This window comes from Noviherbaspirillum sp. FW303-A3 (genome assembly GCF_058788695.1).
Map to the genome: position 1 here is coordinate 4,615,986 of NZ_JBYTAZ010000001.1, position 14,945 is coordinate 4,630,930.

The window sequence follows — 14,945 nt, forward strand, 5'->3', positions numbered from 1 at the left end:
ATGAAAAGCAAATTGTTATTCGGTTTCCATGCCGTGACGGCACGGTTGCGCCACGACGCATCTTCGGTGGAGGAAATATATTTCGATGCCGAACGCACTGACCGGCGGATGCAGGAATTGCTGCGTGCCGCCGAAGCTGCCAAGGTTCGCGTCATCCCCGTCCAGGGAGGGCGACTCGATGGCATGGCCGGAACGCGCCGCCATCAAGGCGTGGTGGCCAAGGCAGGCGAAATGTCGCTCGCCCGCAATCTCGACGAACTCCTCGATGCCATTTCCGGTCCGCCCTTGCTGCTGATCCTGGATGGCGTCACCGACCCGCACAATCTCGGGGCCTGTTTGCGCGTTGCCGACGGCGCCGGGGCGCACGCCGTGATTGCACCGAAGGACAGGGCTGTAGGACTCAACGCAACGGCAGCCAAGGTGGCCAGCGGCGCCGCCGATACAGTGCCCTACATCACCGTCACCAACCTGGCCCGCACCATGCGCGAATTGAAGGAGCGTGACATCTGGCTGACCGGCACGACCGACGATGCCGAAAAGACCCTGTACGACGCCAATTTTGCCGTGCCGACCGCCCTCGTCATGGGGTCGGAAGGCGAGGGCATGCGCCGCCTCACACGCGAGAACTGCGACGTACTGGTGCGCATCCCGATGGAAGGCGCCGTCGAAAGCCTGAATGTATCCGTCGCCTCGGGCGTCTGCCTGTACGAGGCGCGCCGCCAGCGCATGATGCCGAAGTGAGGTGCCGGCTTGCGTAGGCAAGCCGGATGCTGCGCGGTAACATTACGACTTCACGCCATCTCACTTGCCCCCTATGTTCAGCCGCATCCGCGAAGATATCGCCAGCATCATTGAACGAGACCCCGCCGCGCGTACGGCCTGGGAGGTGCTGACCTGCTATCCGGGCCTGCATGCCATCGTGATGCATCGCTGGGCGCACTGGTGCTGGACGCATGGCATGAAATGGTTGGGACGCTTCATTTCACATATCGCACGCGGGCTTACCGGGATCGAAATCCATCCAGGGGCGACGATCGGCCGGCGCGTGTTCATCGACCACGGATTTGGCGTTGTCATCGGCGAAACGGCGGAGGTCGGCGACGACTGCACGATTTACCAGGGCGTGACGCTGGGCGGCACGTCGCTTAGCAAAGGCGCCAAGCGCCATCCCACGCTCGGCCGGGGAGCGATCATTGGCGCGGGCGCAAAAGTCCTGGGCGGCTTCACGGTTGGAGATGGCGCCAAGGTCGGCTCGAACGCGGTCGTCGTCAAGGAAGTTCCTCCGGGAGCGACGGCGGTCGGCAATCCCGCGCATATCGTGCAAAAGGATGCCGGCAAACAGCGAGAGGAAGCTGCCGCTCGCGTGTTTGCAGCCTATGGTGTGACGTTGAGTGCGGACGAGGATCCCTTGTCGACCGCCTTGCACAAGCTGATCGACAATGCGGTTGCGCAGGAAGAGCAGATGCAAAAGGTCCTGGCTGCGCTGCAGGCGGCCGGTGTCGGTTGCGAGATCCTGCCGCAGAAGGACAAGTTCGACGCCGAACAGTTGAACAAGCTGGTGGAATGAGGATGCTGCCATGATGGAACCAGGATCGAATGAAGGCGGTGCGACCGCTGGCGGAAATGACCTCGTGCTCGACGCCGTGGAGGTGCGGGTGCTCGGTGTGCTGGCGGAGAAGGAAGCCCTGACGCCTGATAATTACCCGCTATCCGTCAATGCGCTCACCAACGGTTGCAACCAGTTGACGAGCCGCGATCCGGTCATGTCGATCTCCGAAGATGCTGTTCTGGACACGCTGCATCGGTTGATTCAAAAGAAACTCGTCTCGGAGGTCAGGCAAGCCGGCGCCCGTGTGTCGAAATACGAGCATCGCATGCGGATGAAATGGTCGCTCGAGCAGGACAAGCTGGCGGTGCTTGCGTTGCTGATGTTGCGCGGCATCCAGACCGCAGGCGAGATTCGCTCACGGAGCGGACGCCTGCACGACTTCGCGTCGGTCGCCGACGTGGAGGCGGGGCTGCAATTCCTGATCGACAAGTATCCGCCGCTGGTTGCCCGCCTTCCGCGCGCCCCCGGGGAGAAGGAAGTGCGCTACATGCACCTGCTTAGCGGCGAGGAAGTGCCTGAACGGGCGCCTGACGCTGTTTCCGCGCCTGCGGCCCGGCAGGATCGTATTGCCGAGCTTGAAGCCGAGGTCGCGCACCTTCGCTCTGAAGTTGCGCGCCTGAGCGAGCAATTCGACAGCTTTCGCAAGCAGTTCGACTAGCTGCGTACGATGGTGGCAGATACCTGGCTGCCGTCGACGCCAAATCGTCTTGTTTCCCCCCTGGTGTCGAGCGCCAGCCATCCTCCACGGGGCGTACCCGTATCGCAGTCCCAATCGGGCAATACGTGCCGGGTGCAGGTTACGCCGCCGACTTCATGAACGTGCGTCGCTGGACGGTGCGTGTGGCCGTGAATCATGACTGTCGCACCTGAGGACTCGAATAGCGACCTGATTGCGCCAGGATTCACATCCATGATTTCATAGGACTTCGCGCGCTGCGCTTCGCGGCTGCCCGTTCGCATGCCTTCGATGATCGCCTTGCGCTGGGACAGTGGCTGTGCAAGAAATTGTGCCTGCCACTGCGGTTGGCGTACCTGTGCGCGAAACGCCATGTAGGCCTGGTCGTCCGTGCACTGTGCATCGCCATGAGAAAGCACGACGCGCGTTCTCGCGATGTCTTCGATGTGCGGATCGGCAAGCAGTGTCAGGCCGGCCTCGCGCGCGAACGCCTGGCCGACCAGGAAGTCGCGATTACCCGCGATCCAGAAAACTGCCACGCCGGCATCGCTCACGTCACGAAGGGATTGCGCGATCTGCTTGTGATACGGCGTGTCGATGTCGTCATCTCCTGCCCAGTACTCGAACAGATCTCCCAGAAGGTAGAGGCGCCGCGCATTCCTCGCAGGGCCTTCGAGGAAATCGATGAAAGCCTGCGTGGTGCGCGGCAATGAATCGTGCAAATGCACGTCCGAAACAAAAAGCGCAACCGTTTCGGATTGCGCTTCCTGTGTGCCTGAAGGCGTGTGCTGCTGTTGCATGGCGGGAGCGGTCGTCAGCTTAGACCACTTCCGCTTTCTCGATGACCACGTTTTCGACCGGGACATCGGCATGCATGCCGGTACGGGTAGTTTTCACCGATTTGATCTTGTCGACGACGTCGGTGCCTTCGACAACCTTGCCGAACACGCAATAGCCCCAGCCGTCCTGTCCCGGGTAGTCAAGGAAGCTGTTGTTCTTCACGTTGATGAAGAACTGCGCGGAGGCGGAATGTGGCGCCGACGTGCGCGCCATGGCAATGGTATACGGCTCGTTCTTCAGGCCGTTCTTCGCTTCGTTCTCGATCGGGTCATTCGTGGGCTTTTGCTTCATGCCCGGTTCGAAACCGCCGCCCTGGATCATGAAGCCATCGATGACGCGATGGAAGATGGTGCCGTCGTAGTGGCCCGACTGGACATAGGCGAGGAAGTTGGCGACGGTCTTCGGTGCTTTTTCCGCATCGAGTTCCAGCTTGAAGGTGCCGTGGTTGGTGGTGAAAATGACTGCCATGATGGTCCTTGTATGAGGTTGAATTACTTGACGATCGATGCGGACTCGATGACGACGGGCTTTGCCGGTACGTCACGGTGCATGCCGCTATTGGTGGTTTCCACTGCCTTGATCTTGTCGACGACTTCTGTGCCCTTGACGACCTTGCCGAACACCGCATAACCCCAGCCATCCTGTCCAGGGTAGTCGAGGAAGCTGTTGTTCTTGACGTTGATGAAGAATTGCGCCGATGCGGAGTGCGGTGCCGAGGTGCGCGCCATGGCCACGCTGTAGGTCTCGTTCTTCAAACCGTTCTTCGCCTCGTTCTCGATCGGTGCCTTGGTCGGCTTTTGATTCATGTCCTTGTCGAAGCCGCCGCCCTGGATCATGAAGTTGCTGATGACGCGATGAAAGACGGTGCCGTTGTAGTGGCCGCTCTTTACATACTGCAAAAAGTTTTCAACAGACTTCGGTGCCTTTTCGGGATAGAGTTCCAGCACGATTTCCCCCATGCTGGTCTTGAGCGAGACTTGCGGTGCATCGGCAGCAATCGCGCTCTGGAGCGACGAACCCAGGAGCAGTGCTGCGGCCAGGTGCATGAAGCGTCGACGGGTGTTTTGCATTGCAGCTTCCTTTCCTCTTTACAGGCGAATGTCGATTGTGTATCTTCCGTGGCCCCTTGCCGCACGGCAGGCGAAACGGGATTGTGGCATTTCGCACTATCCGCGCCCGCTTTGACCTTGCGGGGCAGGAGGGCGGTTTCATCAATGTTATACTGAAGCGAAACCGTGCATTTTATCAAAATAAGCATGACAAAAGGGTTTCGGCAGCCCCGTTGCATCGCGTCACTCGCAGCGTCCTGCGAGACAGTCCATTGTCTCAGCGAGCCTGGCCATTTCACGCCGAAACGGAAAAACCGCCCATGACTGCACTCAAGATCTATAACACGCTCGCGCGTGAAAAGCAGACTTTTGTCCCCATGCAAACCGGTAAGGTCCGCATGTACGTTTGCGGAATGACGGTGTACGACTATTGCCATCTCGGCCACGCGCGCGTGATGGTGGTGTTCGACATGGTGCAGCGTTGGCTGCGCTCCTCGGGGCTGGACGTTACCTACGTCCGCAACATCACCGATATCGACGACAAGATCATCAAGCGCGCTGTCGAGAACGGCGAATCGATTTCGCAGCTGACGCAGCGATTCATTGATGCGATGGATGAGGACGCCGCTGCGCTGGGCGTGCAGAAGCCGGACCACGAGCCGCGCGCGACGCAATACGTACCGCAGATGCTGGGCCTGATCGAGAAACTGGAGCGCAACGGCCTCGCCTACAAGGCGACCGATGGCGACGTGAACTATTCAGTCCGCGATTTCCCGACGTATGGAAAATTGTCCGGCAAGTCGCTGGACGATTTGCGTGCGGGCGAGCGCGTCGAGCTCAATACCGGCAAGCGCGATCCCCTGGACTTCGTGCTGTGGAAGGCCGCGAAAGAATCGGAGCCCGACGAAGTGAAGTGGGATTCGCCCTGGGGCAAGGGACGCCCCGGCTGGCATATCGAATGCTCCGCAATGGGCTGCGAGCTGCTCGGCGAGCAGTTCGACATCCACGGCGGCGGTGAGGACCTGCAGTTCCCGCATCACGAAAACGAGATCGCGCAATCGGAAGGCGCGCACCAGCACACCTTCGTCAACTACTGGATGCACAACGGCTTCATCCGTGTCGACAATGAGAAGATGTCGAAGTCGCTGGGCAATTTCTTCACCATCCGCGACGTGCTCAAGAAGTACGATCCGGAAGTGGTGCGCTTCTTCATTCTTCGTGCCCACTATCGCAGCCCGCTCAATTACTCGGATGTCCATCTCGACGACGCGAAGCATGCACTTACGCGCCTCTATACGGCATTGAAGGAAGTGACACCGGACTTGGAAGCGATCGACTGGAATGAGCCGCATGCGGTGAAGTTCGCAGAGGCGATGAACGATGACTTCAATACACCGGTTGCCATCGCCGTTCTGTTCGATCTTGCGAACGAGGTCAACAAGACGAAATCCGCCGCATTGGCGCGCCAGCTGAAATCCCTCGCAGGTGTGATCGCATTGCTGCAGCGTGCGCCGCAGGAATTCCTGCAGGCTGGTCCTGCAGAGCAGGGCGCGCTGGACGAGGCAGGCATTCTTGCGCAGATTGAAGCGCGTACCGCAGCCAAGAAAGCTAAGGATTTTGCATCTGCCGATCGCATTCGCGCGGAGCTTCTTGCAAAGGGAATTGTCCTGGAGGATAAGCCGGGCGGCCTGACCGAATGGAGAAGGGCGTAACCCGCATGGCAGTTTCCCGTCAATCCGCTGTTGCGATCAGTGTGCCTGCCTACTGGCACGACGCCAAGGAAGAGCTGATGAAGCGCGACCGCATCATGCGCAAGCTCATTCCGCAGTTCGGCGACATGCATCTCGTCGGCAGGAGCGAAGCATTCACGACGCTCGCCCGTTCGATTATCAGCCAGCAGATTTCCGTTAAGGCCGCCGAGGCTGTCTGGCAGCGTTTCCTTGAGGCGTGCCCGAAATGCACGCCGGCGCAAGTGCTCAAGGCTGGTCCGGAAGCACTTTCCGCCTGCGGATTGTCAAAAAGGAAAGCGGAATACGTCATTGACCTTGCCGAGCATTTCAAGGCCAGGCGAGTCCATGCGGACAAATGGACGGAGATGGACGACGAAGAGGTCATCTCCGAGCTGATCCAGATCCGTGGAATCGGGCGCTGGACAGCCGAGATGTTTTTGATATTTAATCTGCTCCGGCCCAATATATTGCCTTTGGACGACCTCGGGTTGCTCAAAGGCATCAGCGTCAACTATTTTTCCGGCGAGCCGGTATCCCGCAGCGATGTCCGCGAAGTCGCCGCCAACTGGGAGCCGTGGCGCACTGTCGCCACCTGGTATCTGTGGCGCAGCCTTGAATCCGCGCCGGTAGTGTACTGAACTCCATCTCGTGTTGATATAAGGAGGCACGATGAGCAAGACAACTTTTCTCGGGTTCGAGCAACCCATTGCCGAACTTGAAGGAAAAATCGAAGAACTGCGCTTTGTGCAGGATGATTCCGCAGTCGATATCTCCGAGGAAATCGAACGCCTCTCCAAGAAAAGCCAGCAGCTGACCAAGGACATTTACGCCAAGCTCACTCCCTGGCAGGTGTCGCAGATCGCACGCCATCCGCAGCGCCCCTACACGATGGATTACGTGAACGAGATCTTCACGGATTTCCATGAGTTGCATGGTGATCGTACCTACGCGGACGATCTCTCCATCGTCGGCGGCCTGGCGCGCTTCAATGGCCAGCCCTGCATGGTCATCGGCCATCAGAAAGGTCGCGACACGAAGGAGCGCGCCATGCGCAACTTCGGCATGCCGAAGCCGGAAGGCTATCGCAAGGCGATGCGCCTGATGAAGGTCGCGGAAAAGTTCGGCCTGCCGATCTTTACCTTTGTCGATACGCCGGGTGCATTCCCAGGGATCGACGCGGAGGAGCGCGGCCAGTCGGAAGCCATCGGCCACAATCTCTACGTCATGGCAGAGCTGAAAGTGCCCCTGATTGCCACCATCATCGGCGAAGGCGGCTCCGGCGGTGCACTCGCCATCGCCGTGGGCGACGCAGTGCTCATGCTGCAGTATGCGACGTATTCCGTCATTTCCCCCGAAGGCTGTGCCTCCATTCTCTGGAAGACCTCCGAGCGTGCCGCCGATGCCGCCGACGCGCTTGGTCTCACTGCGCATCGCCTGAAGGCGATGAACCTGATCGACAAGATCGTCAATGAGCCGCTCGGTGGCGCTCATCGCGACCCCAAGCAGATGGCCGCGCTGCTCAAGCGGGCACTCGCGGATTCGCTGCGTCAGCTGCAAGGCATGAAGCCCAAGGAGTTGATCGCCGCTCGCCACGAGAAGCTCATGAGTTACGGCAAGTTCAAGGAAATCAATTCGCCGGAATGATGTCGTGACAACCCGACAGACAGCGTCCCTCGAGGACGCTTTCGAACGCGCGCTTGGAGCAATCCTGGTGCGCGTTTCTGCTTCTGAGGGGCGGATCGGGATCGCCTACAGTGGAGGATTGGATTCGGCGGCCTTGCTTCATCTGTCGAGCCGGTATGCCCGAGCGCATGGTCTGGAGCTTGTTGCCTTCCATATCCATCATGGCCTCAGCAAGAATGCAGACCACTGGCTTGAGCACTGTGAGCGGGAATGTTCGGCACTCGGTATCCGGTTCGATGCGCGGCGTATCGAGGTCGAGGCGATGAAGCAGGATGGTGTTGAACAGGCGGCGCGGACGAGGCGCTATGCAGCTTTGGGAGAGTTATGTCGCTGCCATGAGGTGTGCGTGCTCCTGACAGCGCATCATCAGGATGACCAGGCCGAGACGGTTCTCCTGCAGCTATTGCGTGGCGCAGGGCTGGCTGGGCTCTCCGGCATGGCGACCATGAATGATGCGTCCTCGTTGCTCGGGGCGGAGGCTCCGGTTCTGGCTCGGCCGCTGCTGGACGTGTCGCGGGCCGAGCTTGAGGCGTTCGTCGCACGGCGTGGCATCACCCACGTGGAGGACGAATCCAACGAAGATATCCGCTACTCTCGCAACGCGTTGCGCCACAAGATCGCTCCAGTGCTCGAGGTGCATTTTCCCGCATACCAGAAATGCCTCGCTCGGGCAGCTGAACATGCGCAGGCTGCGCAGCGCCTGCTTGGAGAGCTCGCCGTGCTGGACTGGCAGGCTTGCGGGAATGGTGATCGTATTGACCTCGCTCCGTTCAGTAGGCTTGGCGAAGACCGCCAGGACAACCTGCTGCGCTATTGGTTCTCCCGTCACGGCGCACGCATGCCTTCCACGGCATGGCTGCTGGAAGCAAGGACGCAATTGCTTGGTGCCTGCGACGATGCGCAAGTGTGCGTCGTCCATCCGGATTGCGAGATCAGGCGACATCGCGGGAAGGCCTTCCTGATTCCCCGGTTGCAATTCGCACCGGCAGGCGCCATGCCGCATGTCTTCCGGTGGAAAGGCGAGACGTCGATCGCGTTCAAGGAATTTGGCGGCACGCTGTATTTCGATTCTGCGGATGATGGCATGGATGCCGGCTGGCTGGCCGCGCAGGCTCTCGAGATCGGGCTCCGGCAAGGCGGTGAACGGCTCAAGCTGGCTGCTAACCGTCCGACGCGCAGCCTGAAGCAGCACTACCAGGCATTGGATATTCCCGTTTGGGAAAGGCAGCGCTTGCCAGTTGTTCTTGCCGGTGGGCGACTTATTTTCGCCGCCGGTATCGGGATGAACCATGGCGCTATCCCCGAAAGTCCATCCAATCCGGTCGGCTTGCGATGGGAGAGCGACATCAATTAACGTTCTGCAATATTTTTATCGGTTTTTGGCGCGAAAAGCCTGCATTTCATCGGTCTCCCACTTGCCATCCTGCGTTGCAGCAGGTAAAGTAAAGGGTTGATTTTTATCAAAAATTTCTTCATTTCTCTGCGCATCCTCACATCCGTATGGCTTTAATCGTCCACAAATACGGCGGCACTTCCATGGGCTCCACTGAGCGCATCAAGAACGTCGCCAAGCGCGTCGCCAAATGGCATGACGCTGGTCACCAGATCGTTGTGGTGCCTTCCGCAATGTCCGGCGAAACCAATCGCCTCATCGGCCTGGCAAAGGAAATCATGCCGCAGCCGGACCCGCGCGAACTCGACATGCTTGCCTCCACCGGCGAGCAGGTGTCCGTTGCGCTGCTGTCCATGGCGCTGCAAACGATTGGCAAGCAAGCCGTGTCGTATGCAGGCTGGCAGGTGCCGATCAAGACCGACTCCGCGTACACCAAGGCACGCATCCAGTCGATCGATGATGTCCGCGTTCGCAAGGACCTCGCCGAAGGCAAGATCGTGATTATTACCGGCTTCCAGGGCGTGGACGATCTCGGCAACATCACGACGCTCGGCCGTGGCGGTTCCGACACGTCGGCAGTGGCTGTCGCGGCTGCGTTGAAGGCTGCGGAGTGCCTGATCTACACGGACGTCGATGGGGTTTATACGACTGACCCACGCGTCGTCTCCGAAGCTCGCCGCCTGAAGACCGTCACTTTTGAGGAGATGCTGGAGCTTGCCTCGCTCGGTTCAAAAGTGCTGCAGATCCGCTCGGTGGAATTCGCCGGCAACTACAAGGTGCCGACCCGTGTTCTGTCGTCGCTGACCGACCCGCTGATGCCGCTGGAAGAAGAAGCCAATTCCGGCACCCTGATTTCGTTTGAGGAAGATACACACATGGAACAAGCCGTCATTTCCGGTATCGCGTTCAACCGCGATGAAGCGAAGATTACTGTGCTGGGCGTGCCCGACAAGCCGGGCATCGCTTACCAGATCCTGGGTCCGGTCGCGGACGCGAACATCGAAGTCGACATGATCATCCAGAACCAGTCGGTCGACGGCAAGACTGACTTCACGTTTACCGTGCCGCGCGGCGAGTACGTGAAGGCGATGGATGTGCTGAACAAGAGCGTCAAGGAGCACATTGGTGCCGCCAGCATCATCGGCGACTCCAAGGTGTCCAAGGTGTCCGTCGTCGGCGTTGGCATGCGTAGCCATGTGGGTATCGCGTCGCAAATGTTCCGCACGCTGTCGGAAGAAGGCATCAACATCCAGATGATTTCCACCTCCGAAATCAAGATCTCCGTGCTGATCGACGAGAAGTACATGGAACTGGCTGTGCGCGCGTTGCACAAGGCCTTTGACCTGGAAAAAGCTTGATCATTGTGGAGTGGCAGTCAATGTTTCATTGACCAAGTGCGCATGAGCCGCTATCATGCGTGACTTCACTGAAGCGGGGATCTGATCCCCGCTTGACGTGTGGAGACGTGGCCGAGAGGTCGAAGGCACTTCCCTGCTAAGGAAGCATATGGGCTTAAACCTGTATCGAGGGTTCGAATCCCTCCGTCTCCGCCAATTACTGGTATCAAGTAGTCCCAAGAAGTGTAAAAACCCGCGTAAATTCAATGAGTTACGCGGGTTTTTTGTTTTCTAACGTCTCATACCGTTTGTTGACATCCCCCCATTTTGGAGCCAAATTTGTAGGCATGAGGTCTAACCATAACCGTCGCATGCCCGCAAAATCATGCCGAAGCTCGCCATTCCATTGACCGACGCCAAAATCCGGGCCGCCGTCCCTCGCGACAATCCCTACAAGCTCGGCGACGGCGGCAGTTTGTACCTGTACGTCAAACCGTCCGGTGCTTGTCACTGGCACATGAAATAGCGGCATCTGGGTAAGGAGCGTAGGCTGTCGCTCGGCGCCTACCCAGGCGTTTCGCTCGCCATGGCGCGTATCGCCCGGGACCGCGTTCACCAACTCCTGGACGAAGGACAAGACCCGGCGGAAGTGCTGCGCGAAGAGCGAATTTTGGCGCGGGAAACGCAGCCGGCGGGTAGTACGTTCCGCCTCGCCTTGAGCGGGGCGGGCGAACTGACGATCGACAAACCGCGCAGCAGGATGCGTTTGAATGCCGCGCAGGTCGCCGCGCTACGGGCGTTCCTGGACGCGACGAACGACGGGGGAAACAGTCAAGGAGAGTGAGCCATGCCGAAACTCGCCATACCACTAACCGATATCCAGGTCCGCAATGCCAAGCCTCGGGAAAAGCCGTACAAGCTCGCTGACGGCGGGGGCATGTACCTCGAAGTCATGCCGACTGGATCGAAGTTCTGGCGCATGGGCTACCGTCAAGTCAATGGCAAGGCGAATCGCCTGACCTTCGGCCCCTATCCGGAAATCACGCTGGCGCGGGCCAGGGAGCTGCGTACGGAGGCCCGTCGGCTGCTCCAGGACGGGATAGATCCGGCCCGGCACCGTGACGACGCCAAGCGCATCGCTGCCGAAAAGGCGACGCATACGTTCGAGAAGGTGGCGCGTGAATGGCATCAAACCAAGATTCCCGGCTGGAGCGCCAACACGGCCCAAAACACGCTAAGGCGTCTTGAAGCCGATATCTTCCCCGAGGTCGGGCGCATGCCAATCGACGGCATCCGGCATAAGGACTTGATCGCAGCATTGCGCAAGATCGAATCGCGCGGCGCGCACGAGATTGCGCATCGTCTGAAGGCCAACTGCGCTCAGATATTCCGCTACGCGATCCAATCGGGCTTGACCGAGCGTAATCCGGCGGCCGATCTCAAGGATGTGCTCAAGCCGGTCGTGCCTGGCCATTTCGCGGCGATCAGTCCGGACGAACTGCCGGACTTCCTTCGCGCGCTCGACCACAATGAAGCATGCATGCACAAGCCGACCCGTATCGCGCTGCGGCTGATGATGCTGGTATTCGTACGTACCAGCGAACTGATTGAAACCCCATGGTCTGAAATCGATCTGGAACGCGGCGAATGGGTCATCCCGTGGCAGCGCATGAAACGTGGCCGGTTGGCGCTCAACCCGGACAAGAGGAACCACCACGTCTGCCTGTCATCGCAAGCGCTGGCTCTGTTGCGCGAACTGCATCCAGTCACCGGCGGCGGGAAGTATCTGTTCCCGAATCAGCGTGACCACAGTCGGCCGATGAGCAACAATGCGCTCCTGAAGGCGCTTGAGCGGATGGGCTACAAGGGGGAAATGACCGGGCACGGGTTCAGGGCGCTGGCGATGACCACGATCAAGGAACGGCTCGGCTATCGACACGAGGTGGTGGACCGGCAATTAGCGCATGCGCCGAAGGACAAGCTGGAGAGCGCGTACGACCGGGCGCAATTCCTGGCCGAACGCAAGCGCATGATGCAGGATTGGGCGGACTACCTTGATGTGATCGCCAGCGGTCAGGTCGTCACGGGGACGTTCGCTAAGGCCGGCTAGAAAAGGGTCATCCTGATCGGCCATAGTTTGGAATGCCAAATGTATCGTTCGCCCGTATTGGGAGCGAATAGCTGGGCAGGCTCCGACGGCCGACATGAGATACTTGGATTACTTGCCTGCGAATACCGAAATGACCCCATGAGCCTTGAGTTTGCCGAGCCTACCGAATTTCAGTTGATCGACGAGGTACTGGATCTGGATACCGGTCACCCCATTAAGGCGGGAGCGTTTATCGCCCGAGAGCTGCGTGCAGTGATGCAGGACCGCGCGACGATCGTTAGCCGGTTGAACAAGGACTTGGAGAATCCATGGTTGGTCTGTCCCTACTGTATGGCAGCGGTGTACCTGGTATCGAACGTAGACCGGAAGTTCTTTTTCCGACATCGCCATGAAGACGAGAATTGTCCGAAAAAATCAGGGCCCGGTCTTAGCCAGGACATCATCAACGCCCTGAAGTACAACGGAGCCAAGGAAAGCTTGGCGCATCAAAAGGTCAAGGAGTTTGTCCGGCAGAGCTTATTGGCCGATTCGCGTTTTTCTACACCACAGGTCGAGAAAGTGTGGCGTGGAATGGAGCGAAAAACGTGGCGCAAGCCTGATGTGCAGGCTGCTTGGAATGATCGGCGATTTGCCTTTGAGATCCAGCTATCCACGACATACCTGAACGTGGTGGTCGAGCGGCGTGACTTTTATCAGGCGGAAGGCGGTCACCTGATCTGGATCTTCCAGGATTTTGATCCCCAGCGAACGCGGCGCGCGGAGGAAGACGTCTTCTTCAACAACAATACCAACGTCTTTGTCGCGAATGCGTCTACTTTGCAGCGCTCGCGGGAAGTCGGCAAATTCACGCTCGAATGCTGGTACACAATCCCATTATTGTCCGAAGGCCGGATCCAGGATGAGTGGCGCCGTACCGAAGTCTCGATTGATGAACTGACCTTTGACCTGGAGCGTCAGCGGGTATTTTTTTTCGACTACGAAGCCGAACGAGCGCGATTGAACGACGAGCTGGCCGAGCAGGGCCTGGCGGCGCTGAGACAGATGTTCGAGCATTTTTGGGAACTGTATGGCGGGGCGAGTTCGACGGAATCCATCCGTGCAAAATGGAAAGCGCTGTGCGATGAATTCAAGCCCCATGGCCTGGCGTTGCCAGATCATTACACCGAGCCTCCTTTTAACGGCATCGTATCTCTCATGCTGAGTGCGAAACATGGCCGGCCCGTCGGTTACGGTCATCAGCGACTGGTCCAGGTGGCGAACACCGCTTTTGACCATTACAAGCCTTTTCTATTGCCTTTCGGCTGGGCGTTACAAGCTTACGGACACAATGCCTTGCTTGACGAACAAGACACCAAGGGAACTTGGCGGAAGCGCCGGAAGACGATCCGGGAGCAGATCAAGGCGAAAGATCCGGCCTTTGAGCGAGACACGGATTACGACATCTTGATATCGTTTCTGCTGCCCGAAATCAAGGCAAAGCTCATGCGCAGCGAAAATGACGCAACTCAGGATTGACTGAGTTGCTTCCTCAATGAATCAGCGCGCCGTTTTACCCCGATCTTGGGATTCATGGCTAAGACCTCGTCGTAAATCGTCAGCGCCTCCGCAAGTTGGCCAGTCGTTTCAAGAGCGAGGCCCTGAAGCTTGAGCGCCATCGCTTTCCAGCCCGGATCATTGTCCGCACCGGATTGTCTTGCCACGAGAATGGCGGACAAGGCACGGCGCGCCTGCTCGTCATCCGTCGGATATTTCTTGAGCAGCGCCTCGGCGGCAAACAGCGAGATACTGAAGCGCTTCGACGTCAGACACGCGTTCTCATAGATTTGCTCGTCGAGAAAATTGCCCGATTGATCGTAGGCGAATTTCCCCAAGTCATTGTGCATAACAGAGAACCGGCTGCCGTCTGAGGAAAAGTCATAACCATCTGCCCAACCGGTATGCGGTTCGATGGAAAACAATTCGGCGCCTTGTCGTAGATCGAAAACTGTCAGCCGGTTGCCGTCGTCATGAGCGGGGTTGTTCGCGGTCTGGCAAATCGCCCAGGCGCCATCCGCCGATATCGCGCCATTGTGAAGATTGGCATGGAAGCGCCGCTTGAGTAGAACTTGACCGTCCGAGCCGAACGCAATGAACGTTCCTTGAAGACCGTCTCCGAAATGCCAATCGTGAAGAATGAAAGTGCCGTTGTCGGCGACGACACCCTGGTTGGGACGCTCCAGTTTTCCGGCTACTGCAATCCGATCGCTTTCGATGTCATAGAGAAGATAAGCGCCGTGTCCCTTATCGCGGTGCCCACCGCGGCCGGCATCGATATCGGCATCTCTCCATCCGAGCGCCCAGCGCCCCGATGGAGATAGTGCATAGGGGCCGAAGAAATCCACTGATCTCACCGTCATCATGCCGCCGATGAATGCAATGCCCCGTTTCTGGCTGCCGGCGGTTTGTTTCTTTTCTTGTGCTGCAGCCGAAGACTGCTGCGGGCGAAACAGGCTGCCGAGTTTTTGTAATAGGCTCATGG

The 14,945-nt window shown here is 58.7% G+C and carries 16 protein-coding genes and 1 tRNA gene; 13 read left to right on the forward strand and 4 right to left on the reverse strand.

Going from position 1 to position 14,945, the window contains the following annotated elements; all coding sequences use genetic code 11:
• The 3 genes from rlmB to AC3WOY_RS22105 all read left to right on the forward strand — a co-directional run bounded on the left by rlmB (position 1) and on the right by AC3WOY_RS22105 (position 2,267).
• Entirely contained in the window at positions 1-741 is a 741-nt protein-coding gene (rlmB, locus tag AC3WOY_RS22095; protein WP_492427686.1) for a 23S rRNA (guanosine(2251)-2'-O)-methyltransferase RlmB, read from the forward strand.
• A gap of 73 nt (positions 742-814) precedes the next feature.
• Positions 815-1,567: a serine O-acetyltransferase gene (gene cysE / locus AC3WOY_RS22100; protein ID WP_492427688.1), complete on the forward strand. Its 753-nt coding sequence runs from the start codon at positions 815-817 to the stop codon at positions 1,565-1,567.
• Positions 1,568-1,577: 10 nt separating this feature from the next.
• Positions 1,578-2,267, forward strand: a complete 690-nt coding sequence (locus AC3WOY_RS22105; RefSeq protein ID WP_492427690.1) for a YceH family protein — start codon at positions 1,578-1,580, stop codon at positions 2,265-2,267.
• Here the strand turns inward: AC3WOY_RS22105 and AC3WOY_RS22110 are convergent.
• From AC3WOY_RS22110 to AC3WOY_RS22120, 3 genes are read right to left on the reverse strand one after another with little or no spacing between them, the layout of a single operon-like run.
• Positions 2,264-3,085 (reverse strand): UDP-2,3-diacylglucosamine diphosphatase, encoded by an 822-nt coding sequence (locus AC3WOY_RS22110; protein ID WP_492427692.1) that lies wholly within the window; start codon positions 3,083-3,085, stop codon positions 2,264-2,266. The genes AC3WOY_RS22105 and AC3WOY_RS22110 overlap by 4 nt on opposite strands.
• A 19-nt stretch (positions 3,086-3,104) precedes the next feature.
• On the reverse strand, positions 3,105-3,593 hold the full coding sequence (locus AC3WOY_RS22115) for a peptidylprolyl isomerase (protein WP_492427694.1): 489 nt from the start codon (positions 3,591-3,593) through the stop codon (positions 3,105-3,107).
• A 23-nt stretch (positions 3,594-3,616) separates the two neighbouring features.
• Positions 3,617-4,195, reverse strand: a complete 579-nt coding sequence (locus AC3WOY_RS22120; RefSeq protein WP_492427696.1) for a peptidylprolyl isomerase — start codon at positions 4,193-4,195, stop codon at positions 3,617-3,619.
• A 299-nt stretch (positions 4,196-4,494) separates the two neighbouring features.
• On the opposite strand from AC3WOY_RS22120, the gene cysS reads away from it, so the two are divergent.
• The 10 genes from cysS (at position 4,495) to AC3WOY_RS22170 (ending at position 13,942) form a co-directional block, all read left to right on the forward strand.
• On the forward strand, positions 4,495-5,886 hold the full coding sequence (gene cysS, locus AC3WOY_RS22125) for a cysteine--tRNA ligase (protein WP_492427698.1): 1,392 nt from the start codon (positions 4,495-4,497) through the stop codon (positions 5,884-5,886).
• Positions 5,887-5,891: 5 nt separating this feature from the next.
• Complete coding sequence (locus AC3WOY_RS22130; protein WP_492427700.1) at positions 5,892-6,542, forward strand: DNA-3-methyladenine glycosylase family protein; 651 nt, start codon at positions 5,892-5,894, stop codon at positions 6,540-6,542.
• Between the two features lie 31 nt (positions 6,543-6,573).
• Positions 6,574-7,548, forward strand: a complete 975-nt coding sequence (locus tag AC3WOY_RS22135; RefSeq protein ID WP_492427702.1) for an acetyl-CoA carboxylase carboxyltransferase subunit alpha — start codon at positions 6,574-6,576, stop codon at positions 7,546-7,548.
• Positions 7,549-7,552: 4 nt separating this feature from the next.
• Positions 7,553-8,941, forward strand: coding sequence for a tRNA lysidine(34) synthetase TilS (gene tilS, locus AC3WOY_RS22140; protein WP_492427704.1), 1,389 nt, complete (start codon positions 7,553-7,555; stop codon positions 8,939-8,941).
• A gap of 146 nt (positions 8,942-9,087) precedes the next feature.
• A complete protein-coding gene (locus AC3WOY_RS22145; RefSeq protein WP_492427706.1) occupies positions 9,088-10,338 on the forward strand; it encodes an aspartate kinase in 1,251 nt (416 codons plus the stop codon).
• A 101-nt stretch (positions 10,339-10,439) separates the two neighbouring features.
• Positions 10,440-10,533 (forward strand) — tRNA-Ser (locus AC3WOY_RS22150).
• A gap of 169 nt (positions 10,534-10,702) precedes the next feature.
• A complete protein-coding gene (locus AC3WOY_RS22155; RefSeq protein ID WP_492427708.1) occupies positions 10,703-10,843 on the forward strand; it encodes a hypothetical protein in 141 nt (46 codons plus the stop codon).
• Between the two features lie 6 nt (positions 10,844-10,849).
• On the forward strand, positions 10,850-11,161 hold the full coding sequence (locus AC3WOY_RS22160; protein WP_492429384.1) for an Arm DNA-binding domain-containing protein: 312 nt from the start codon (positions 10,850-10,852) through the stop codon (positions 11,159-11,161).
• 3 nt (positions 11,162-11,164) lie between these two features.
• Positions 11,165-12,427, forward strand: coding sequence for a tyrosine-type recombinase/integrase (locus tag AC3WOY_RS22165; RefSeq protein ID WP_492427710.1), 1,263 nt, complete (start codon positions 11,165-11,167; stop codon positions 12,425-12,427).
• A 39-nt stretch (positions 12,428-12,466) separates the two neighbouring features.
• Positions 12,467-13,942 (forward strand): DUF6035 family protein, encoded by a 1,476-nt coding sequence (locus tag AC3WOY_RS22170; protein WP_492427712.1) that lies wholly within the window; start codon positions 12,467-12,469, stop codon positions 13,940-13,942.
• On the opposite strand, the gene AC3WOY_RS22175 is transcribed toward AC3WOY_RS22170, so the two are convergent.
• A complete protein-coding gene (locus tag AC3WOY_RS22175; protein ID WP_492427714.1) occupies positions 13,933-14,943 on the reverse strand; it encodes a WD40 repeat domain-containing protein in 1,011 nt (336 codons plus the stop codon). The genes AC3WOY_RS22170 and AC3WOY_RS22175 overlap by 10 nt on opposite strands.
• Positions 14,944-14,945: the final 2 nt, after the last annotated feature.